This is a genomic window from Candidatus Thiodiazotropha sp. AKAK2 (assembly GCF_058244685.1).
In genome coordinates this window covers 67,549-87,941 of the sequence record NZ_JBSYOP010000030.1, presented here as the reverse complement: position 1 = coordinate 87,941, position 20,393 = coordinate 67,549, and the positions used below count along the sequence as shown (strand labels likewise).

Sequence of the window (20,393 nt, the reverse complement as noted above, 5' to 3'; positions counted from 1 at the left end):
GAGTTCATTCCGCAGCGGTTTTATATAACCAATTAGGGATTGAGGTTGTGACAGGGGCACCGATATTGACCAAAAAACAGCGTGCAATTATTTACGCCTGGATCGGACACTCAGTTTCGGGCACGGTAATTTTGATAATGGCGTTCAGCAGTTCATGGCCGATGGAATGCGTATGGACGGCCCCTAAGTGGTGCCTGTTTCCAGCACATCGGAACCGAGCCAATGCGTCAACTCTTTCGCTGACATCGGTTTGGCATAATAGAAGCCCTGGAGATTGTCACAACCGGTATCGACCAGGAATTCAGCCTGCTCTCGGGTCTCAACCCCTTCCGCGATCAGGGACAGATTGAGGCTCTGCGCCATCGCAACAATGGTTCGCACCAGGGTGACATCTTCAACGTCATACGGTAAATCACTGACAAATGAGCGATCGATCTTCATCGTATCAACCGGGAACCGCTTCAGATAGCTGAGTGATGAATAGCCGGTACCAAAATCATCCACTGACAGGGAAACGCCCAGCGCCTTGAAATCAGACAACCAAGCCATAGCCTCATCGGTATCGCGCATCAACAGGCTCTCAGTGATCTCAAGAGTAAGATAATCGGAAGAGAGATCGGTCTCCGCCAACACACCTAGCAAAAAGCTAGCCTCGAGACCAAGCTCCCGTTGTCTGCTGGAGAGATTCACCGCCAGTTTGAGATCACTGAAACCGGCATTGTGCCACTGCTTCAACTGCTGACAGGATCGCTTCAGTACCCACTCACCAATAGGACCAATCTGTCCGCTGTCTTCAGCAACCGGGATAAAGATAGCCGGAGAGACGGTCCCCCGATGTGGATGATGCCAGCGTAACAGAGCCTCGACACTCACCACCTTGTTCTGAGTTGGATTGATCACCGGCTGATAGTAGATCTCAAGCTCATCCCGTTTGATCGCCTGGCGCAGATCCAGCTCCAGCTGTCGGCGCTCCAAGGTGTGTTGCTGCATCGATGCTGTAAAGAACTGATAGGTATTTCTACCCCGCTCCTTCGCCTGGTACATGGCCATATCCGCATTTCGCAGCAGAGAGTCCGCATTCACCGCATCATCCGGGTAGACCGTGATACCGATACTGGCGCCGATATAGATCTCACGCCCATACAGAGAGAAAACTCGGGTTATATGATCGATGATATTGGTGGCCACATTCGCCACAGAATCCATCTCCGTAACATCCTGCAACAGAATGATGAACTCATCCCCGCCGAATCTGGCTACCGTATCCGATTCACGCAGACAGGCTTTGATCCGGGCGGACACCAGCTGCAACAGCTCATCCCCCACCACATGGCCGAACGTATCATTTACCACCTTGAAGTGATCGAGATCGATAAACAGCACCGCCAGCATCCAGTTTTCACGGTGGGCAGCAGCGATAGCTTGATTCAGCCGGTCGGACAACAGTGAACGATTGGGCAGCCCGGTCAGGGCATCATAATTGGCCTGATAGCGGATCTGCTCTTCGTTCTCTTTGTGCTTGGTAATATCGGAGAATACAGCAACAAACTCTTTTGCGATGCCGTGTTCACCTTTGATTGCTGAGATCGACAGCCATTCCGGAAAGACACTGCCATCCTTACGCCGATTCCAGATCTCACCTGACCAATAGCCTTGTTGCAGCACAGACTCCCATAAGTCTTCATAGAAGGATTTGCTGTGGCGACCGGAACTGAGAATATTGGGTGTACGTCCCAATACCTCTTCCTGACTGTAACCGGTGATTCTTGTAAAGGCAGGATTGACTGTTTTAATCCGGTTCTCGTCATCAGTCACCATGATGCCTTCCGCCGTGGTATCAAACACGGTGGCATTCATTCTTAACTGATCTTCAGCCCGCTTCTGCGCTGTGACGTCCTCTTTGACGGCTATGAAGTTGGTAATTTTGTCTCGCTCATCCCGTAGTGGTGAAATCGACGCGGATTCCCAATAAATGCTGCCGTCTTTGCGCTTGTTGTGGAACATACCACGCCACTCTTTACCTGCGAGCAGGCTGCTCCACATTTCATTGTATTCCTGTTTGGTCTTGTCGCCACTCTTGAGGAACCTTGGGTTTTGCCCAATCGCTTCAGCTGCCGTGTAACCGGAGACCTTTTCAAATCTCGGATTCACATACTCGATAATCCCTTCCGTATTGGTGATGATCACTGACGCAGGACTCTGCTCCAGTACCCGACCCAGCTTACGCAGGTCCGATTCAGCCTTTTTTGACTCTGTGATATCACTTCTAACACAGACCAGCCCACCCTCAGTGGTGCGGTTGTTACTGCTGAGATACCAGGCGCCGCTATCGAGTTTTTCCAGATACTGACCCTGAGGCGAGACATCGAGTATCGCATCGCCTTCAAGGTTCAGGTTTTTCACCCGGCTACCGGCAGCGGTCTGCATCTTCTTCAAGGTGAGAGACTCCATATCTCGCTCTTTAAGCCAGGGATAGAACTCCTCGAAACAGCGGTTAAACAACACCAGACGACCATCCGCATCGAAAAGGGCAAACGCCTCGGAGAGATTGTTCACCGCATCATGCAGTCGATACCAGGCACGATTCACCTCCTGATGGGCATTATGCAGACTCCTGATCAATTGCCATAGACCGAGCAGCAGAATGAATACCACAACCATCAGCAGCATGATCATCTGTCGTTTGGTGCTGGTCTCTGCGATCCGGTTCGCTTCATGCCTGATGTGAATCGCCTCGAAATTATGCTGACTTGGAATCGCCAGATAACGCCGCTTCAATAGACCCAACTTGGCAAGACCATGCAGATCAGAGTCGATATGAAACAGGACCTGATCCAATAATGACTGGCTCTCGGTGACCTCTAGCTTCTGCTGCTTGAGTTGTTCCAGAGAGCGTTTTACTTCATTGAATTGTGAATCCGCAGAGAAAAGATGGTAGGTATAGAGCTGGTTGATCAGCACCAGAATATCTTCGTAGAGTCTCGGCTCACTCTCTTTCAACTCATCCGCGATGATGGGCAGGTAGTGAATACCATTGCGCACCAATGCCGCCTGAAACTTGATTTTTTCCAGCAGGGAGAGCTTTTCATCCACCCCCTGCCAATAGGTGGAAAAAAGATCCTTGAGTTGCTGATCATGCTGATCGATCAGCGGATCGATCTTATCTTTCATTTCTCGCAGATTGTTGGTCGTCATAACCAATGGGTCATACTGAACCATCAGAAATGAGGCGATTCTCAACATATCCCGGTCGAGACGGGCATCCAGCTTCTTCAATTGCAGCATGTTGTGTGAGATCTCTGCATACTCACTGGACTCATCATCCCAGAACAGCCCCAGTAACAAGGCAAATGCCAGGCTCAAGCCGATCAGCAGTGCGGCGCGTCTGATGCCAATTGATCTAAGGAACTTAATCATGGCTTGAACCGACGATGCTTGCCGACCAGAGTGTGCAGAAAAGCGACGATATCCCGGATATCCTCATCGGGTATCTCACGACCCAACTGATAACGCCCCATCACCCGGATCGCCTCATCCAGGGTTGTTACGGAACCATCATGAAAGTAGGGTGAGTTGACCGCTGCCAGTCGTAGGCTCGGAACTTTGAAATAGTGCTTGTCATCCTCCTGTCCGGTGACATTGAATCGGCCATAGTCAGCCTCGGTAATTTCTGTGTTTCTGTCTTTGAAATAGTCACCCTTGGCACCCATAAAGGCGTACATATTGCCGCCCACATTGGCTCCCTGGTGACAGCTGATGCAGCCGTAGCTTTTGAACAGTCGGTAGCCGCGTAACTCCCGCTCACTCAGGATTTGCTCGCCACTCAGCCAGCGATCGAAACGGGAGTTCTCAGTCACCAGGGTTTTTTCGAAGGCGGCGATGGCGATTGCAATGTTCTCACCGGTGATGCCGTCACTGAAGAGCTGACCGAACACCTCAACCATGGCGGCATCTTGACTCAGCTTGGAGATCACCTCAGGCCAGGTTGAGTTCATCTCGAGAGGATTGTGCACAGGGCCTGCGGCCTGAATCTCAAGACTCTCCGCCCGCCCATCCCAGAACTGGGCAAGATTGAAACTGCTGTTGTACACGGTTGGCGCCTTGATTCCCCCCATCACGCCACCTACCCCGGTTGAACGTGGCTTTAGATCCGTACCGCCAGTCGAGAGCAGATGACAGCTGGCACAGCTTAAAGAGTTGTCATGGGAGAGACGTCGATCGTGAAACAGCTGATCCCCAAGTGCAACCAGCTTCGGGTTCACCTCAAAACCCATTTTAAGGGGCCGGATGGGCTCATTCTTTATCTCATCAGCCCAAAGATATGGCACATAAGATAGTAAAAATATCAGTAATAACAGCGTCTTATGCATATCAGCCAGACACCGAACCTAAACCAGCCAACTGCTGCACCACGACAACAGCCTTTGATTCAGATTCGATACGTATTTGTTTATTCCAATCCAAGTTCAAGCCAACCGTTAATTCTTTATCGGACAAGCTTGAAATTACTTTAAAGCCTAAGGAATTGCTTTCCGTCAGAAAATTGGAGATTCCACGAGTTGAAGAGGCACAGGTCGCATCCCTGCCCCTATATCACAACTGTATCTGCGGAGTACGGCTGATTGTGCCTGCAACTGAGCTGATGAGAATCCGTTCAAAAGGAAACTCTAATAACTAAACTTTAGTTGTTATGCAACCATACAACAAGCCACAACTTGTTAATTTGCATAAGGATTCAGAATTAAATTTTTAAATTCCCCGGATCTGCTTTGTGATAGAAACAAACCTCATCAACCACTACAGCAGCAAGCGGCGAATATCCTCCAGCAACGATGCGAGCAGTCGGGTGAATCTGACCCCTTCTGCGCCGTCGATCACCCGATGATCGTAGGAGAGGGAGAGGGGTAGCATCAGCCGGGGTTGAAAGTTCGCCCCATCCCATACCGGCTGCATGGTGCTGCGGGAGACCCCTAGGATTGCCACCTCCGGTGCATTCACGATCGGGGTAAAGGCGGTCCCGCCAATACCACCCAGGCTGGAGATTGAAAAGCAGCCTCCCTGCAGATCTGCCGGTGCCAGTTTGCCGGCTCTGGCCCGCTCGCTGACAGCCATCAGTTCCGCCGCCAGCTCGAAGACACTTTTCTTGTCCACGTCACGGATTACCGGCACAACCAGACCGTTGGGCGTATCCACCGCCACACCAATATTGACGTAGTGTCGATAGATCAGTGCTTCGGCCTCGCTATCCAGGGAGGCATTGAACGCCGGCATCTCCGTCAGTGCGGCGGCAACCGACTTCATCAGGAACGGCATCAGCGTGAGTCGAACATCCCGCCGCTCTGCGAGCGCTTTCTGTGCCTTTCGAAAGGCCTCCAATTCAGTGATATCCGCCTCATCAAACTGGGTGACATGGGGTACGGTGAGCCAGCAGCGGTGCAGATGGGCAGCACTGATCTTCTTGATCCGCCCCATTGGCTTGGATTCAACCTCACCAAAGCGGCTGTAGTCCACATCCGGTCCACTCGGCATTTCAAAACTGCCGCGACCAGAACCGCTCGCTTCACCCCGGCGCAACGATTGTTTGACGAAGTTCTGTACATCCTCTTTCAATACCCGCTGCTTAGGACCATGACCTTTCACAAGTGAGAGGTCCACCCCCAACTCACGGGCAAGGCGTCTGACAGAAGGGCTGGCATGGGGTTTATGTTGTTCGCCGCTGATTATCGGACTCTCCGGCACCGGTGGGATGCGGACCTCTTTGTCCCCCGGGCGACGACCTGTCACCGCTTCGCCGCCAGCCTCTTCATTAGGCGTAGGCGCAGGTGCCTGTACAGTCTCCACCTCTTCGGCTGCAGGTGCCGGAGCTGATCCGGTTGCCGGCGCATCCTCAGCAGCCGCTTCACTTTCACCCGCTTCAATTGTGAGGATCACATCCCCCTCACTGACCCGGTCACCCACTTTAACCTTCAACTGCTTGACCTTCCCGCCATGTGGAGAGGGGATCTCCATGGTGGCTTTATCGCTTTCCAGGGTCAGCAGGGACTCTTCAACGGAGACTTCGTCACCTTCAGAAACCAGGATCTCAATGACTTCCACCGATTCGAAATCACCAATATCAGGTAACAGTACATCTGTCGTTTTACCCACGTCTCATCCTCTTTATTGCCATTCCGGCACTCTGTTTCTTAACGTCCGGACATGCCGCACAAGTTTATTGACCAACCGTTTATACCGTGCAGGGGTTGGGCTTATCCGGATCGATTTTGTATTTCTTGATCGCCTGAGTGACCACGTCATCCTTCAGATCACCCTGATCTGCCAGTGATTTCAGGGCGGCAAGTGCCACATAGTAGCGATTGACTTCAAAGAATTTTCTTAACTGACTGCGCATGTCACTGCGACCGTAGCCATCGGTGCCCAGCACACTGTATGTACCGGGTACAAAAGGCCGGATTTGATCGGCATAGCTGCGGATATAGTCTGTTGCGGCAACCACCGGCCCCTGTTGACCGGCGAGTTGCCGGGTCACATAGCTCTGTCGTTGATCCTCTTCCGGGTGGAGAGTATTCCAGCGCTCAACGTCCAGACCCTCGCGGCGCAATTCGTTGAAGCTGGTTACGCTCCAGATATCCGCAGTGACCTTGAAATCTTTTTCCAGCAGTTCGGCGGCGGCGATCACTTCACGCAGAATCGTGCCGCTGCCCAGCAGTTGCACACGCTTCTTGTGCTTACCGCCTTTTTTCAGCAGGTACATGCCCTTCACAATGCCCTCTTCCACACCCTCGGGCATGGCCGGCTGGAGATAGTTCTCATTCATCACGGTGATGTAGTAGAAAACATTCTCCTGCTGCTGATACATGCGCCGCATGCCATCCTGCACGATCACAGTCATTTCATAAGCATATGCCGGATCGTAGGAGACACAGTTGGGAATGGTCGCCGCCACCAGATGGCTATGGCCGTCCTGGTGCTGCAATCCCTCACCGGCCAGGGTTGTTCTGCCTGCCGTACCGCCGATCAGAAATCCGCGTGCCTGCATGTCACCGGCCGCCCAGGCCAGATCGCCGATACGCTGGAAGCCGAACATGGAGTAGTAGATATAGAAGGGGATCATACTGACCCCGTGGTTGCTGTAGGAGGTAGCGGCAGCAATCCAGGAGGACATGGCGCCTGCCTCATTGATACCCTCCTGTAGAATCTGGCCTTTCTTATCCTCCCGATAGAACATCACTTGATCCGCATCCACCGGCTCATAGAGCTGCCCCACCGACGAGTAGATCCCCAGCTGCCTGAACATACCCTCCATACCGAATGTACGTGCCTCGTCAGGCACAATCGGCACGATCTGTTTACCAAGCTGCTTATCCCTTACCAGCATATTCAACAGCCGGACAAAGGCCATGGTGGTGGATTGCTCCCGATCGCCACTTCCCTCCAGCAGTGCTTTGAAACTCTCCAACGGCGGCACCGTCATGGCTTCAACCTTGGTGCGCCGCTGAGGCAGAAAGCCACCCAGCTTGCTGCGTTGCTCATGCATGTATTTCATCTCCGCGCTGTCTGCCGGAGGCTTATAGAAAGGTGCCGCACCGATCTGATCATCGGAAATCGGAATGTTGAAGCGATCCCTGAAGGCCTTCAGAGCCGCTTCACCCATCTTCTTCTGTGAATGGGTGATGTTCTGCCCTTCACCGGCCACACCCATACCGTAACCTTTCACGGTTTTCGCCAGAATCACAGTTGGCTGACCTTTGTGGGCGGTCGCTTCGGCATAGGCGGCGAACACCTTATGGGGATCATGCCCGCCTCGATTGAGGCGCCAGATATCCTCGTCGGTCATATTCGCGACCATCTCATCCAGCTCAGGATATTTACCGAAAAAGTGCTCTCGGGTATAGGCGCCACCCTTCGCCTTGTAGGCCTGGTAATCACCATCCACACACTCTTCCATGCGTTTTATAAGGATGCCGTTTTTGTCCCGGGCGAAGAGCGGATCCCAGTAGCCGCCCCAGACGACCTTGATCACATTCCAGCCGGCACCCCGGAAGACTCCTTCCAGCTCCTGGATGATCTTACCGTTACCGCGCACCGGACCATCCAGTCGCTGCAGGTTACAGTTGATGACAAAGACAAGATTGTCGAGACGCTCTCTGCCCGCCAGGGAAATCGCTCCCAAGGCTTCCGGTTCATCCATCTCGCCATCGCCACAGAAGGCCCACACTTTGCGCTCTTCCGTGCTGACCATTCCCCGATCATGCAGATAGCGCATGAAGCGGGCCTGGTAGATCGCCATCAACGGGCCAAGCCCCATGGAAACAGTGGGGAACTGCCAGAATCCCGGCATCAGCCAGGGGTGAGGATAGGAGGAGAGTCCATGACCATCCACCTCCTGACGGAAGCTGTAGAGCTGCTCTTCACTCAGCCTTCCCTCCAGGTAGGCCCTGGCATAAACGCCTGGTGCGGAATGGCCCTGGAAAAAGATCAGATCCCCATCCCGCTCTTTGGTGGGAGCATGAAAAAAGTGGTTGAAACCCACATCGAAGAGGGTCGCGCTGGAGGCGAAACTCGAGATATGACCACCAAGTTCGGTGGAAATCCGATTGGCCTGTACCACCATTGCCATGGCATTCCAGCGAATGAAGGAGCGGATACGACGCTCCATTGCCCGGTCGCCCGGAAATCGCTGCTGTTTGGTTACCGGGATGGTATTGACATAGGCGGTGTTGGCGCTGAATGGCAGATAAGCACCGGAGCGCCGGGCTTTATCAACCAGGCGTTCGATCAAAAAATGGGCACGCTCCACCCCTTCATTCTCGAGTACGGCCTCCAGGGCGTCCAGCCACTCCTGTGTCTCAATGGGGTCGATATCGGGTCTACTTGGCATTGTTATTCTCTAGCTGTTCGGTTTGGCGTCAGGGATTAAGCTGATGCAATTCCATTCACCTCTGCCGGAGAAATCCGCCAGACTAAGAATGAAAACTATTTGGATTACCAATAATTTGGATTGATCCCAGTAATATACATCAAGATGAGAAGGATTTCAGCGTTATCTGATAGTAATTTTTGATGACCTAATCTACTGTTTTTACAATTGAATTAGGATTTATACTGAATTTTAATGAAGCCAAAAGCACAGCTCTGAAAAAATCCTGAAAACATAAAAAAAGGCGCATCCAGATCGCTCTGGATGCGCCTTTTCTGCAATGGATCTCAATTAAATCAGATCTCTTTGCGAGCGTCGATTGAAGGCATTTCGAAAGGTTTGCGCTCCATGGCAACCTTACGGCGCTCTTCCATCTGCTTCATAGCTTCCGCACGACGGGTTTCCATCTCTTTAACCATCTCGTCGCGACGGGCTTTGGACTCTTCCATACGTTTGGCAACAGCTTCCGGCATCTCAGGACGCTTCGGAGCAGTCTGCTCAAAACGGGCCATCATCTCTTTGCGGTAAGCTTCCTGCTGTTCCTGTCTGGCTTTCATGTCAGCTTCCATGGCGGCGAAAGGATCAGAGTTGCTGAACTGCTCAGCGTACTGACGCTGTGCGGCGACAGCCTGCTCGAATGCTTTCTGCTGCTGCTCGGCGAAAGCTTTCTGCTGCTCGGCAAATGCTTTCTGCTGCTCAGCCATGGCACTCTGCTGCTCTTCGGTCAGAGCAGGTGCATAGTGAGGGGCATAACCAGTGTAGTAAGGATGATCATAACCGTAACCACGGCCATAACCACGTCCGTAGCCGTTACCACGAGCACGCATGTTGAATGAGAAGTCGAAGTCTCCGGCGCCGAAGCCATCACCAAAAAAGTCGTCACTCCAGCTGTCACCCCACCAGGCGTTAACGGTTGCGGAGCTGGCTGCCAAGGCAATCGCAGCGGCAATGATTGAAATCTTTTTCATTTTAAAGTACCCAAAAAATCTGTGTATTGAAAACTACGCATGTCTATCTAGGCACGTCCCTGTGCAAGAAGATCCTTTTATATAAACTGCTTATTTAGCAGGAGCGGCAGGCGCTGCAGGAGCAGCTGGAGCTGCTGGTGCAGGATAGCCGTAAGGGGCATAACCGTAACCGTAAGGCGCGCCATAGCCATAAGGACCATAGCCGTTGTATCCACGGTAGTAGTTGTTGCCACGACCATAACCAGAACCACGTGCACTACCACTCATTCCGAAGCTGAAGTCACCGGAGCCATCACCCCAGCCGTCGCCCCAACCATCGTTACCCCATCCACGGTTGTAACCAGGGCCACCCCACCATGCAGATGCAGAAGCGGAAGCAACGATTAGTGCAGCAGCGGCAGCAGCTTGAACGGTCTTTTTCATTTCACTCTCCTCAAGATAGAATGTCGTCTTCGAATTTTGTTAAGAAAGCAGATACTGCGCAGCTTTCGAGATATAGAATATTAGAAATTACTTAAATTAACAAATAACAAATTTCAATTGTTAAATTGTTTTAAATAGCAAAAACCTAAGGAAACATTGCTTAGGAAACTCATTCCTCTACTGTCGACTGAGTTGGGGCAGCGGCTGTGTCGATGGTTGTCCCGGCCTACAGCCCACTTCATCGGATACCGTCTCTGCCCTCACCTCGATTTATGATCCCCGGTGACTGTGCGACAATGTCGGATTAGATTTAGTATTCCAACGACAACACAACATGAAGATCACCCTGACGAAACCTGATGACTGGCATCTCCATTTACGCGATGACGAAGCGATGGCCTCCGTGGTCGGACACACCGCCGAACGATTCGCCAGAGCGATCGTGATGCCGAATCTGAAACCCCCGGTAGCCAATACCCAACTGGCGGCAGACTATCGTCAGCGGATCCTCAGTGCCCTGCCCGAGAACAGCGGATTCACCCCATTGATGACGCTTTATATGACAGATCGACTCACCTCGGAGGAGGTGATCCGGGCAAAACAGAGCGGATTCATCCATGGCATCAAACTCTACCCGGCAGGGGCCACCACCAATTCCGATGCGGGTGTTACCGACATCCGTAAACTCTATCCGGTGCTGGAAACCATGCAGCGGGAATCGATGCCGCTTCTGGTGCATGCCGAGGTGACCGAACCTGAGATCGACATCTTCGATCGTGAACGGGTATTTATCGATCGTTACATGGCCATGCTGAGAGAGGACTTTCCCGAGCTGGCCATTGTCTTCGAGCATGTGACCACCCGCGATGCCGTTGACTTTGTGCGCGAGAGTAACGGCCCCACCGGGGCGACGATTACGGTTCAGCATCTGATGTACAACCGAAACCATATGCTGGCCGGCGGCATCAGACCCCACTACTACTGTCTGCCCATCCTCAAACGGGAGACCCACCAGGAGGCGCTGATCGAAGCGGCGACCAGTGGCAACCCCCGCTTCTTTCTTGGTACCGACAGCGCGCCGCATCCACAGCACGCCAAGGAGTGTGGCTGCGGCTGTGCGGGCTGCTATACCGCCCATGCGGCCATCGAACTCTATGCGGAGATCTTTGAAGCTGAAAATGCCCTGGATAAACTGGAAGGATTTGCCAGCCACCATGGCCCCGACTTCTACGGCATGCCACGTAATGCTCAGCAGATCACTCTGCAGAAGCGTGATTGGCAGGTAGCGGATAGCTATCGATTCGGCAAAGACAGGGTTGTGCCCTTAAAGGCTGGCCAGACAGTCCATTGGCAACTGATCACCGAGTAGGGTTGATGATTTGATCACTCAGCGTTTTCGTTGAACAGCGCTTCATCTTCAAACAGGCTTTCGTCGAACAGCTCGTCATCATCCATATGGTTCGGTCCGTCTTTAATCGCTGTCTGTCGCTGCTGCAGATAGAACTCCCGCAGAAAGGCGTATCGGTCGACGGCCGCCTCATCGAGTACATTGCCGGCTTCCAACAGGTCGGCCCGGATATCCACAAGCTGCAGTGTACTCAAGGCCAGATAGGCTGACTGGGAGGGATAGCTGATCGGGTTTATGAGTGTATCTCCAACCCTGCCCAACAGATCCCGCAAGGTGGACGGCCCAAGGAACGGCACCACGATATAGGGCGTATCGCCCATTCCCCAGTAACCCAGGGTTTGTCCCATATCCTCCTTGTAGCTGGGAATCCCCATATCGCTGGCAACATCGAACAGACCGAAAATACCCAGCGTGGAGTTGATGCAGACACGCCCGAGATCCGACAAGGCGCGTCCAGGTTTCAGTTGCAGCAGGTTGTTCGCCGCAGACGGGATGTCGGCCAGATTCCTGAAAAAGTTGGTAACCCCGAGATCAATCACCGAAGGAGTCACATAGCGATACCCCTGGGCAACCGGTTTGGCCACGGCCCGATCGAAGTCCTGATTGAACTGATCCGATTTTCGGTTGAACGATTCGATTGGATCTGCCGGATGCCGGCTCTGGAAGCTGGAACACCCCGAGAGGAACAGCAGAATCAATAATATCGCAGGAATCCTTTTTAACACGACGAACGGCCCAATTGAGAATTAAGATCTGGCGCTAATCACACACACTACACCAGTTGCCAGGGGGGATTGTAAACCCTAGAGAAAAAAAATCTAAATAATCTCGAAATAGAATTCTGTTTTCTTTATCCTTGGCCGGATGAGTGACACCATCTATAACAATGCGATTGCACATCGCTTCAGGGGCTACCTGCCGGTTGTCGTCGACGTAGAGACCGGCGGCTTCGATGCCAGCAAGGATGCCCTGCTGGAGATCGCGGCCACCACCCTGTCCATGGACGAGCAGGGATTGCTCCATCCAGCAGAGACCTTTGCCCACCATATCACGCCGTTCGAAGGGGCGAATATCGACCCAAAAGCCTTGGAGTTCAATGGCATTGATCCTGACCATCCATTCCGTGATGCGCTAACGGAGTCCGACGGATTGAAGCAGTTGTTTACACCGATTCGCAAAGCCATCAAGGCAAGCGGCTGTAAAAGAGCCATCCTGGTGGGGCACAACGCCTTTTTCGATCTCGGCTTTCTCAATGCCGCGGTGGCGCGCTGTGGCATCAAGCGAAACCCCTTTCACCCATTCAGCACCTTCGACACCGTCTCACTGGCCGGTATGGCCTATGGCCAGACCGTGCTGGCCAAAGCCGCAAAGGCGGCGGGACTGGATTGGGACAGCGCCCAGGCCCATTCAGCGATCTACGACACCGAACAGACAGCCAGGCTGTTCTGTACCATCATCAATCAGTGGCAGCAGGCGTGCGGCACACCGGCACCACTCGAATAGAACCGGATTCGGGCCCTTGTCCTCAATGCTAATCGGAAGATTCTAAAGTCCGCAAATGAACGCGGACGAGACGCCAATGGATTTTCAGTCTGATCTGTCCGACAGAACAGACCCCAACCCTCCCCACTACCGATGGATAGCGGGGAGGGTTTCCGGATCGATCCAGATCAGTTGTTCTGAATCACAATGTTGGGGAATTTCGCCGCATAGTCCTTGGCCTGCAAGGAGAGCTTGGCGGCTGTCTTACGGGCGATCTCCCGATAGATCTGAGAGATGCGCGCCTCCGGCTCGGCAACCACGGTCGGTTTACCACCGTCGGTCTCTTCCCGGATGCGGATATCCAGTGGCAGGGCGCCAAGCAGATCCACATGGTACTGATTAGCCATGGAGGAGCCGCCACCCTGACCGAAGATGTGCTCTTCATGACCACACTTGGAGCAGATATGGGTACTCATGTTCTCCACGATACCCAGCACGGGCACCTCAACCTTTTCGAACATCTTGAGGCCTTTGCGGGCATCCAGCAGGGCGATGTCCTGAGGTGTGGTGACGATCACCGCTCCAGAGACCGGCACCTTCTGCGCCAGAGTCAACTGGGTATCACCGGTACCCGGCGGCAGATCCACGACCAGATAGTCCAGACTGTCCCAGTTGGTGTCATTGAGCAGCTGTTCCAAGGCCTGAGTCACCATCGGGCCACGCCAGATCATCGGCGTCTCTTCATCAATCAGAAAACCGATCGACATCGCCTGCAGACCATAACCTTCCATCGGCTCGAGGCTCTTGCCGTCTTTGGAATCAGGCTTGCCGTTGATGCCGAGCATACGAGGCTGTGACGGACCATAGATATCCGCATCCAGCACCCCGACCTTGGCCCCCTCTTCCGCCAGGGCAAGGGCGATATTGACCGCCGTGGTGGATTTACCCACGCCCCCTTTACCGGAAGCGACGGCAATGATGTTCTTGATGTTGTCGATGGGTTTCAGTGCCTTTTGCACCGAATGGGCCACGATCTTGGTGGTAATGGAAACCTCAACCGATTCCACACCGGAAACTGTTTTAACCTGCTCAGTGACCGCCGACTCGATATTGGCGTGACAACCATTGGCTGGAAATCCCAACTCAATGGCGACTTTTACGCTGCCCCCATCCAGTTCCACAGCCTTTACCGCTTTAGCTGTTACCAAATCCTTTTCCAGATTTGGTTCGATATAGCCTTTGATTGCCTCTTTCACAGCATCTTGTGTCAATTCAGACATCGTCAGTTACTCCTGCAAGCGGACGCATGGGTTTGGCCCGTCAATATTACTGAAAACTTCATGGCGGGGGATTCTACACGAAAAACAAGACAAGATACCAAGCATTTTCCTGGGTTTTAATTCAAGCACAGGAAATCCCACGCCTTCAGTATCCTGAAGGCGTGTCCGTATCTCACGGATTTAGCCGCTGAGAGTCTTCCTATCCGCTTTGGGCCGGATCAGATGACTTCTTGATGCGGAAGAGCTCTATCCGTTGACTGAAGGGCATTAAGACCGGCCAGATAGCGCTCTATCAGGTGTTCAACCAGTGACGCTACAGAACCCTGCCCGGAAGTCTGGAGCTGGTTGGTGGTGCGCATGATTGCGATGCCATGTATGCCGTTCCAGATCGCTCTGGCAGCCAATGCGATCTCATTTTGCGGCATTTTGTTCATGGTCAGTGCGGCAATTTGACGCTCAACCAGTTCATAAAGACGATCCAACTTGTCTTCATGAATCTCCATCAACAACCCTTCTGTCTGCGGTTGGTGTTCAAACACCATGCGCCAACGATGGGCGTGCTTTGAAGCAAAGTCGAGATAGGCTGATCCCAATGTGTAGAGGCAATCCTGTGGATGCCGACATTCGGTCAACCGTTCACTGAGCACCATATAGAGCTGATCCAGAGTTCTCCCGTTCACCCTCTGCACCAGTTCATCAAGATTTTTGAATACAAAATAGAGGCTTCCGACTGTATAGCCGATGGCTGAAGCAACCTTGCGGGCTGATAGTCCCTCATAGCCCTGGGTTTCTATTAGTTCTTCAGCTGCCACGAGTGCCATATTCTCGATTTCTGACTTGCTGTGTTCTCCCCGTCTTCCCATGTTGTCTCCCATTTCAACACGTTCAATGTGTTTAACTGTTTTAAGAACTTCGACCTTCCCTATCAAACAAGGGTCAGAGCAATATCACACCATTTTTTATCTTCACACAGTGATCTGTCGCACACGGTGGAAGAAAGATGTGAGATTTTTTAACACGTATTAAGAATAGCAGGAGATCAGAACTTATCATGATTTGATAAATATAATTACTATACTATAGTATCGATTATATTAATTTTTTTTAAGTGTATTTTCACTTTAAGGGGTGAGCATGAAAATCAGCAAGCAGGAGAAGGCGGCCACCCGTAACAAAATCCTGGTTGCCGCTTCCGAAGTGATTGCGGAACGGGGATTTAAAGCCGCCTCTATGCGAGAAATCGCCCGCCGCGCCGAAGTAGGCGACGCTACGATCTACAACTATTTTCCCAGCAAGGAAAAACTCCTGTACGGCTACTGTGAAAACCGCCAGAACGAAGTGGCCCAGGCACTGCGTGAACTCGACGGCTTCGATCAGTACACCATCCAGGAGCAGCTGCATCAGCTGATCGAAACAGAGCTGACCCTGTGGCTGCCCGACCGGGAGTTTCTTGGAGAAGTATTCGATACGACCTTCTACTCACCCGCCGCCAGCCTGGTCAACCTGGCAGAAACCCGCCGACTGTTCAATCGGATGGTGGATGAGATCATCGACAATGCGGTCGAGGCGGGTGAGATACCGGAACAGCCCTACCAATCCCTGCTGGCTCCGCTCTACTGGGACTATACGACCGCAATACTCGCCTACTGGTTGCGTGACGACTCAGAAGGCTTTGCCAATACCACCCGACTGGTTGACCAGAGTGTCGAGCTGATCGCAATCGTGCTGCAGACCGGTGTGATCGGTAAAACCATGGAACTGGTCTCTTTTCTGTTTCGTACCCACATCAGCCGAACCCTCAACAGCTTCGGTGACTACACACGCCCCTGGAAAAAAGCCAAGCGGCAGTTCATGGCCAGCCACGATGACTAAACCGGTACCGACAGGGAAGTTGGCCCGCTCCCGTCTGGCCAGCGGTGCAATGCTCAAAGCTGGTGGCAAACATCTCTCCCATCTCGCACGCCGCCCTTTCATGAGCAGTGAGAACTGCCAGGAAGAGAAAACGCTGCTCGATCAGCAGACAGCGGAGATTCTCTTCAATGCCCTCTCCCAACTCAGAGGTACAGCGCTGAAGCTGGCTCAAATGTTGAGCATGGACAGCCACTTCCTACCAGAGCCGATGCGCAAACAGCTGGCCAGGTCGTGCCATCAGGCAACACCTTTGGGACGTCCGCTGATCCGAAAACTGTTTCTGCAGGAGTTCGGCCGTGCGCCCGAGAAAATATTTACCGAGTTCGACTCTCAGGCCTTTGCCGCAGCAAGCCTCGGTCAGGTCCACCGGGCGAGGAGCCGTGAGGGGGAAGAGCTGGCGGTGAAACTGCAGTACCCTGGGATCGATATCACCATCGACAGCGATCTGCAAATCATGCGGATGTTGGTCAAACGGACAGCCCATGCTGAGCTGCTGCTCTCTTCGTTGGATGAGATCAGTCAACGCCTTCAGGAAGAGGTCGACTATCATCAGGAAGCGGACAATACAGAGTGGTTCAGCTCGGCACTACAACTCGCCCCGATCAGAATCCCCGAGGTACGCCGCAACTACTCCAGCAAAAGCATCATCACCACCACCCGCCTAGCCGGTGAGCATATGGATCAGTGGCTCTCCAGCAACCCCAGCCAGGCGGAACGAAACCATTTTGCACAGATCCTCTATGACCTGTTCGTCGACTCGTTCTATGGCCTGAATGCTCTGCATGCCGATCCCAACCCCGGCAACTACCTGTTTGCTGAGGATGGCACCCTCGGTCTGATCGACTTCGGCTGCGTAAGACATTTTTCTGCGGATTTCGTGACTCTGATGCCGCCGCTTCTGAATGCCTATCTGGAACAGGATGCCAGTGCCGTTCTGAACTACTACAAAAAACTGGGCATGGTGGTCGAAGGTCTCGACGCCAGCCAGCAACAGGACTTTTATGAAGCGCTGTTAAAACCGTTCGGTGACTGGTTAACCAAACCATTCAAAGCCGGCAGATTCGATTTTTCCAAGCGAGACTCCGCCTATATGAAAGAGGGGCTGGAGATCTTCGGAAAACTCAGCCAAATAAAGAAAATCGACACGATCGCCAACGAGTTCATCTATTTTGATCGCACCTTATTCGGTCTCTATCAGATATTCGAACGCATGGAGGCCGAAGTGAACATGGAGCATCAATGGCTAATCTGAATAGAACACTGATCATCGCAGGTCTCTGCAGTCTGACCACGGCCCTGCTGCACCTGCTCATCATCATCGGGGGAACCGAGTGGTACGGTTTTTTTGGCGCCGGTGAGACGATCGTGGAGCTCTCCAGACAAGGCTCAATCTATCCGGGCGTGATCACCCTGGTCATCGCCCTGGTGTTTTTCGGTTGGGCCTTGTATGCCTTTTCAGCGGCCGGTGTGTTGCGCCGTCTGCCCTGGCTAAAACCAGTCTTGGTCATCATCACCCTGATCTATCTGCTACGGGGTATCGGTCTGTTGCCAATGCTTTTGATCTCACCCGGGCAAGTGGATAACTTTCTGATCATCAGTTCAATCATCAGTTTTCTCATCGGCTCACTTCATCTGGCCGGAATTCGGCAGATGGGACGAACGCTGCAATGAACCGCAATCGATCAGGCAACCCGTTCAAAAGCCACAAATTCCCGCTCAGGGCACGGCTCTTTTTCGCCACAGCGCGGACATTTTTCGGGATCCTCGGCAGGGTTGCGCCGACGCTGACGGGGAAGCTGGCTCTGAGGCTGTTCATGACGCCACCCAGGTTTCCTGCACGCCGCCGGGAAAGCGTTGCAGAGCAGAACAGTGATCATCAGTTTCAGCAGATCAACGGCCAGCGCATCGCAGTCTATCGATGGGGTGAAGGCGAACCAATACTGTTCAGCCATGGCTGGGGGGGACGGGGCAGTCATTTCCATGCCCTGGTCGAACTCATCGTTGAGGCGGGTTACCAGGCGGTTACCTTCGATGCCCCTGCCCACGGCCAGTCGGGCGGAAAACGCACCAACATGCTGGAGGTGACCAATATCCTGGTAGCATTGGCCGAATCGCTGGGCCCGCTTAAAGCCGTTGTCGGTCACTCATTTGGTTCGGGGATTGCCCTACTGGCGATGAACCGTTTTCAGGTTGATGCTGAAAAACTGATCCTGTTCAGCTGTTTTGATGATATCTATTGGGTAACTGATCAGTTCGGCGAGGCCTTCGGCATGAACAGTGAGGTGATTGGCGCGATGCGGGACGAGGCACAACGTCGTTACGCAAAACATCTTGGTAAGGCCTGGCAATGGCGAGATCTGTCACCCCTGAAGACCATCCAAACCATTGAGCATGAGATTCTGTTGTTGCATGACAGACAGGACCTGGAAGTCCCCTACCGGCATGCTGAAAATCTTCTCGCTGTTGCCGGACAGGCGAGACTGCATACCACCAGCGGCCTGGGACACAAGAAGATCCTCAGGGATCAGAGCTGCCTGCAAGCCTGCCTGGCGTTCATCCAACAACCTCTAAGCGGAATCCCCGTCGCGAACAGCCGTGGTGCGACTGACGATCAGAATCATCAACAGTGAGAGGATAAAACCGGGAACGATCTCATACAGGTCGAACAGACCACCCGACATGGGCTTCCACACCACCACCGTCAATCCACCGGTAATGATGCCGGCCAAAGCCCCCCAGCGGTTCATACCCCGCCAGTAGAGTGAGAGCAGTACTGCTGGGCCGAACGCGGCACCGAAACCGGCCCAGGCATAGGCCACCAGATCAAGCACTTTGCTCTCTCTGTCCAGCGCCAGTAGAAAAGCGACCAGCGCAATGGAAACCACAGCCAGGCGTCCTACCACAACCAACTCCCTCTCTGTGGCCTGTTTGCGTATCAGACGATACAGGTCACCGGTAAAGGTGCTGGAAGAGACCAACAGCTGTGAATCCGCGGTACTCATGATGGCGGCCAGTATGGCGGCCAGACAGATCCCTGCCAGCAGCGGGTGAAACATCATATCGACCAGCCGGATGAAGACCTTTTCCGCATCCTCAAGGGGTGCCTCGAAGATCGGGATACCCACCATTCCAACCAGACAGGCGGCGGCCAGAGTGATAAACACCCAGCTGACGGCAATCTGTCTGGCCCTGGGGACGAAGCTGACCTGCTGAATCGCTTTGAATCTGGCCAGGATATGGGGCTGACCGAAATAGCCCAGCCCCCAGGCCATCAGTGAGAGGATCGCAATCCATCCCAGCGGCTCACCCTTACTGTCGGTCATCGGATCGAGCAGAGCCGGATTCTGTTGGGCAATCAGCTCGCTCATCGGCTCAACGCCGCCGAATCCCTGCAGGGCAAACAGGGGGATGGCGACCAGCGCCAACAGCATCAGCAGGCCTTGGAACAGATCGGTCCAGGAGACCGCAAGAAAACCACCGAATGCGGTATAGAGAATGATCACCAGCACCCCGCTCGCCACCGCCCAGACGTAGGGTAGCCCGAAAACCGCTTCGAACAGCTTGCCACCGGCCACCAGCCCGGAACTGGTGTAGAAAAGAAAGAACAGCAGGATAAAGATCGAAGAGACCACCCGGATCAATCCGCTGTTATCCTCAAACCGGTTGGAGAGATACTCCGGCAGGGTCAGGGCATTGCCGGCCGTTTCGGATGCGGTGCGCAGCCGGGCGGCAACCAGCCGCCAGTTGAGCCAGGTTCCCAACAACAGGCCGAGTGCGATCCAGATCGCTTCGAGCCCGGCCAGATAGGCGTAGCCGGGCAGCCCCAGCAGCAGCCAGCCGCTCATATCCGAGGCACTGGCACTCAGTGCAGCAACCCAGCTGCCCAGGCGCCGGCCACCGAGCACGAAGTCGGACAGATTGCGGGTGCGTCGCCAGGCAACCACACCAATCCCCAGCACCACCAGGAGGTAGAAAACAAAACTCAAGCCGACCATCAGTTG

16 protein-coding genes are annotated in these 20,393 nt (G+C 53.4%); 6 read left to right on the top strand and 10 right to left on the bottom strand.

Annotated features, from left to right (window positions below; translation table 11 throughout):
• Nucleotides 1–183 precede the first annotated feature (183 nt).
• The 6 genes from AC4IE8_RS13715 to AC4IE8_RS13690 form a co-directional block, all read right to left on the bottom strand.
• On the bottom strand, nucleotides 184–3,417 hold the full coding sequence (locus AC4IE8_RS13715; protein WP_490791249.1) for an EAL domain-containing protein: 3,234 nt from the start codon (nucleotides 3,415–3,417) through the stop codon (nucleotides 184–186).
• The gene (locus AC4IE8_RS13710; protein WP_490791248.1) at nucleotides 3,414–4,262 is read right to left on the bottom strand and encodes a cytochrome-c peroxidase; all 849 of its coding nucleotides are present in this window, start codon (nucleotides 4,260–4,262) and stop codon (nucleotides 3,414–3,416) included. Before AC4IE8_RS13710 ends, AC4IE8_RS13715 begins: the two co-directional genes overlap by 4 nt.
• 535 nt (nucleotides 4,263–4,797) lie before the next feature.
• Entirely contained in the window at nucleotides 4,798–6,147 is a 1,350-nt protein-coding gene (gene aceF, locus AC4IE8_RS13705) for a dihydrolipoyllysine-residue acetyltransferase (protein ID WP_490791247.1), read from the bottom strand.
• A 79-nt stretch (nucleotides 6,148–6,226) separates the two neighbouring features.
• Nucleotides 6,227–8,881 (bottom strand): pyruvate dehydrogenase (acetyl-transferring), homodimeric type, encoded by a 2,655-nt coding sequence (gene aceE / locus AC4IE8_RS13700; protein ID WP_068990923.1) that lies wholly within the window; start codon nucleotides 8,879–8,881, stop codon nucleotides 6,227–6,229.
• Between the two features lie 335 nt (nucleotides 8,882–9,216).
• A complete protein-coding gene (locus tag AC4IE8_RS13695; protein WP_068990919.1) occupies nucleotides 9,217–9,888 on the bottom strand; it encodes a sulfur globule family protein in 672 nt (223 codons plus the stop codon).
• Between the two features lie 90 nt (nucleotides 9,889–9,978).
• The gene (locus AC4IE8_RS13690; protein WP_069006257.1) at nucleotides 9,979–10,311 is read right to left on the bottom strand and encodes a sulfur globule family protein; all 333 of its coding nucleotides are present in this window, start codon (nucleotides 10,309–10,311) and stop codon (nucleotides 9,979–9,981) included.
• Between the two features lie 334 nt (nucleotides 10,312–10,645).
• On the opposite strand from AC4IE8_RS13690, the gene pyrC reads away from it, so the two are divergent.
• Nucleotides 10,646–11,680, top strand: coding sequence for a dihydroorotase (gene pyrC / locus AC4IE8_RS13685; RefSeq protein WP_068990916.1), 1,035 nt, complete (start codon nucleotides 10,646–10,648; stop codon nucleotides 11,678–11,680).
• Nucleotides 11,681–11,694: 14 nt separating this feature from the next.
• On the opposite strand, the gene AC4IE8_RS13680 is transcribed toward pyrC, so the two are convergent.
• Nucleotides 11,695–12,417 carry an MlaA family lipoprotein gene (locus tag AC4IE8_RS13680; protein ID WP_490791246.1) on the bottom strand — a complete coding sequence of 241 codons (723 nt, stop codon included), beginning with the start codon at nucleotides 12,415–12,417 and terminating at the stop codon, nucleotides 11,695–11,697.
• A gap of 166 nt (nucleotides 12,418–12,583) precedes the next feature.
• On the opposite strand from AC4IE8_RS13680, the gene rnt reads away from it, so the two are divergent.
• Entirely contained in the window at nucleotides 12,584–13,222 is a 639-nt protein-coding gene (gene rnt / locus AC4IE8_RS13675) for a ribonuclease T (protein WP_490791245.1), read from the top strand.
• Nucleotides 13,223–13,389: 167 nt separating this feature from the next.
• Here the strand turns inward: rnt and apbC are convergent, their stop codons facing one another.
• Together apbC and AC4IE8_RS13665 are read right to left on the bottom strand one after the other, a co-directional pair.
• Nucleotides 13,390–14,481 carry an iron-sulfur cluster carrier protein ApbC gene (gene apbC / locus AC4IE8_RS13670; RefSeq protein WP_490791244.1) on the bottom strand — a complete coding sequence of 364 codons (1,092 nt, stop codon included), beginning with the start codon at nucleotides 14,479–14,481 and terminating at the stop codon, nucleotides 13,390–13,392.
• Nucleotides 14,482–14,699: 218 nt separating this feature from the next.
• Nucleotides 14,700–15,344, bottom strand: coding sequence for a TetR/AcrR family transcriptional regulator (locus AC4IE8_RS13665; protein WP_068991760.1), 645 nt, complete (start codon nucleotides 15,342–15,344; stop codon nucleotides 14,700–14,702).
• A 271-nt stretch (nucleotides 15,345–15,615) separates the two neighbouring features.
• Between AC4IE8_RS13665 and AC4IE8_RS13660 the strand changes: the two genes are divergently transcribed.
• Genes AC4IE8_RS13660 through AC4IE8_RS13645 form a run of 4 tightly spaced genes read left to right on the top strand, consistent with a single transcriptional unit; the run spans nucleotide 15,616 to nucleotide 19,022 of the window.
• On the top strand, nucleotides 15,616–16,353 hold the full coding sequence (locus AC4IE8_RS13660; protein ID WP_068990848.1) for a TetR/AcrR family transcriptional regulator: 738 nt from the start codon (nucleotides 15,616–15,618) through the stop codon (nucleotides 16,351–16,353).
• Nucleotides 16,346–17,644 (top strand): ABC1 kinase family protein, encoded by a 1,299-nt coding sequence (locus AC4IE8_RS13655; protein WP_490791243.1) that lies wholly within the window; start codon nucleotides 16,346–16,348, stop codon nucleotides 17,642–17,644. The genes AC4IE8_RS13660 and AC4IE8_RS13655 overlap by 8 nt, the downstream gene beginning before the upstream one ends.
• On the top strand, nucleotides 17,632–18,063 hold the full coding sequence (locus tag AC4IE8_RS13650) for a hypothetical protein (RefSeq protein WP_490791242.1): 432 nt from the start codon (nucleotides 17,632–17,634) through the stop codon (nucleotides 18,061–18,063). Before AC4IE8_RS13655 ends, AC4IE8_RS13650 begins: the two co-directional genes overlap by 13 nt.
• A complete protein-coding gene (locus AC4IE8_RS13645) occupies nucleotides 18,060–19,022 on the top strand; it encodes an alpha/beta fold hydrolase (RefSeq protein ID WP_490791241.1) in 963 nt (320 codons plus the stop codon). The genes AC4IE8_RS13650 and AC4IE8_RS13645 overlap by 4 nt, the downstream gene beginning before the upstream one ends.
• Here AC4IE8_RS13645 and putP read toward each other — a convergent pair.
• A complete protein-coding gene (gene putP, locus AC4IE8_RS13640; protein ID WP_068991758.1) occupies nucleotides 18,960–20,387 on the bottom strand; it encodes a sodium/proline symporter PutP in 1,428 nt (475 codons plus the stop codon). The genes AC4IE8_RS13645 and putP overlap by 63 nt on opposite strands.
• Nucleotides 20,388–20,393 lie beyond the last annotated feature (6 nt).

Bases quoted from the DNA above. Each gene is read 5' to 3' on its own strand.
- AC4IE8_RS13645 (WP_490791241.1), top strand. From the start codon at position 18,060: ATGAACCGCAATCGATCAGGCAACCCGTTCAAAAGCCACAAATTCCCG.
- AC4IE8_RS13660 (WP_068990848.1), top strand. From the start codon at position 15,616: ATGAAAATCAGCAAGCAGGAGAAGGCGGCCACCCGTAACAAAATCCTG.
- putP (WP_068991758.1), bottom strand. From the start codon at position 20,387: ATGGTCGGCTTGAGTTTTGTTTTCTACCTCCTGGTGGTGCTGGGGATT.
- rnt (WP_490791245.1), top strand. From the start codon at position 12,584: ATGAGTGACACCATCTATAACAATGCGATTGCACATCGCTTCAGGGGC.
- AC4IE8_RS13690 (WP_069006257.1), bottom strand. From the start codon at position 10,311: ATGAAAAAGACCGTTCAAGCTGCTGCCGCTGCTGCACTAATCGTTGCT.
- aceE (WP_068990923.1), bottom strand. From the start codon at position 8,881: ATGCCAAGTAGACCCGATATCGACCCCATTGAGACACAGGAGTGGCTG.
- AC4IE8_RS13650 (WP_490791242.1), top strand. From the start codon at position 17,632: ATGGCTAATCTGAATAGAACACTGATCATCGCAGGTCTCTGCAGTCTG.
- AC4IE8_RS13695 (WP_068990919.1), bottom strand. From the start codon at position 9,888: ATGAAAAAGATTTCAATCATTGCCGCTGCGATTGCCTTGGCAGCCAGC.
- pyrC (WP_068990916.1), top strand. From the start codon at position 10,646: ATGAAGATCACCCTGACGAAACCTGATGACTGGCATCTCCATTTACGC.
- AC4IE8_RS13665 (WP_068991760.1), bottom strand. From the start codon at position 15,344: ATGGGAAGACGGGGAGAACACAGCAAGTCAGAAATCGAGAATATGGCA.
- AC4IE8_RS13715 (WP_490791249.1), bottom strand. From the start codon at position 3,417: ATGATTAAGTTCCTTAGATCAATTGGCATCAGACGCGCCGCACTGCTG.
- apbC (WP_490791244.1), bottom strand. From the start codon at position 14,481: ATGTCTGAATTGACACAAGATGCTGTGAAAGAGGCAATCAAAGGCTAT.
- AC4IE8_RS13655 (WP_490791243.1), top strand. From the start codon at position 16,346: ATGACTAAACCGGTACCGACAGGGAAGTTGGCCCGCTCCCGTCTGGCC.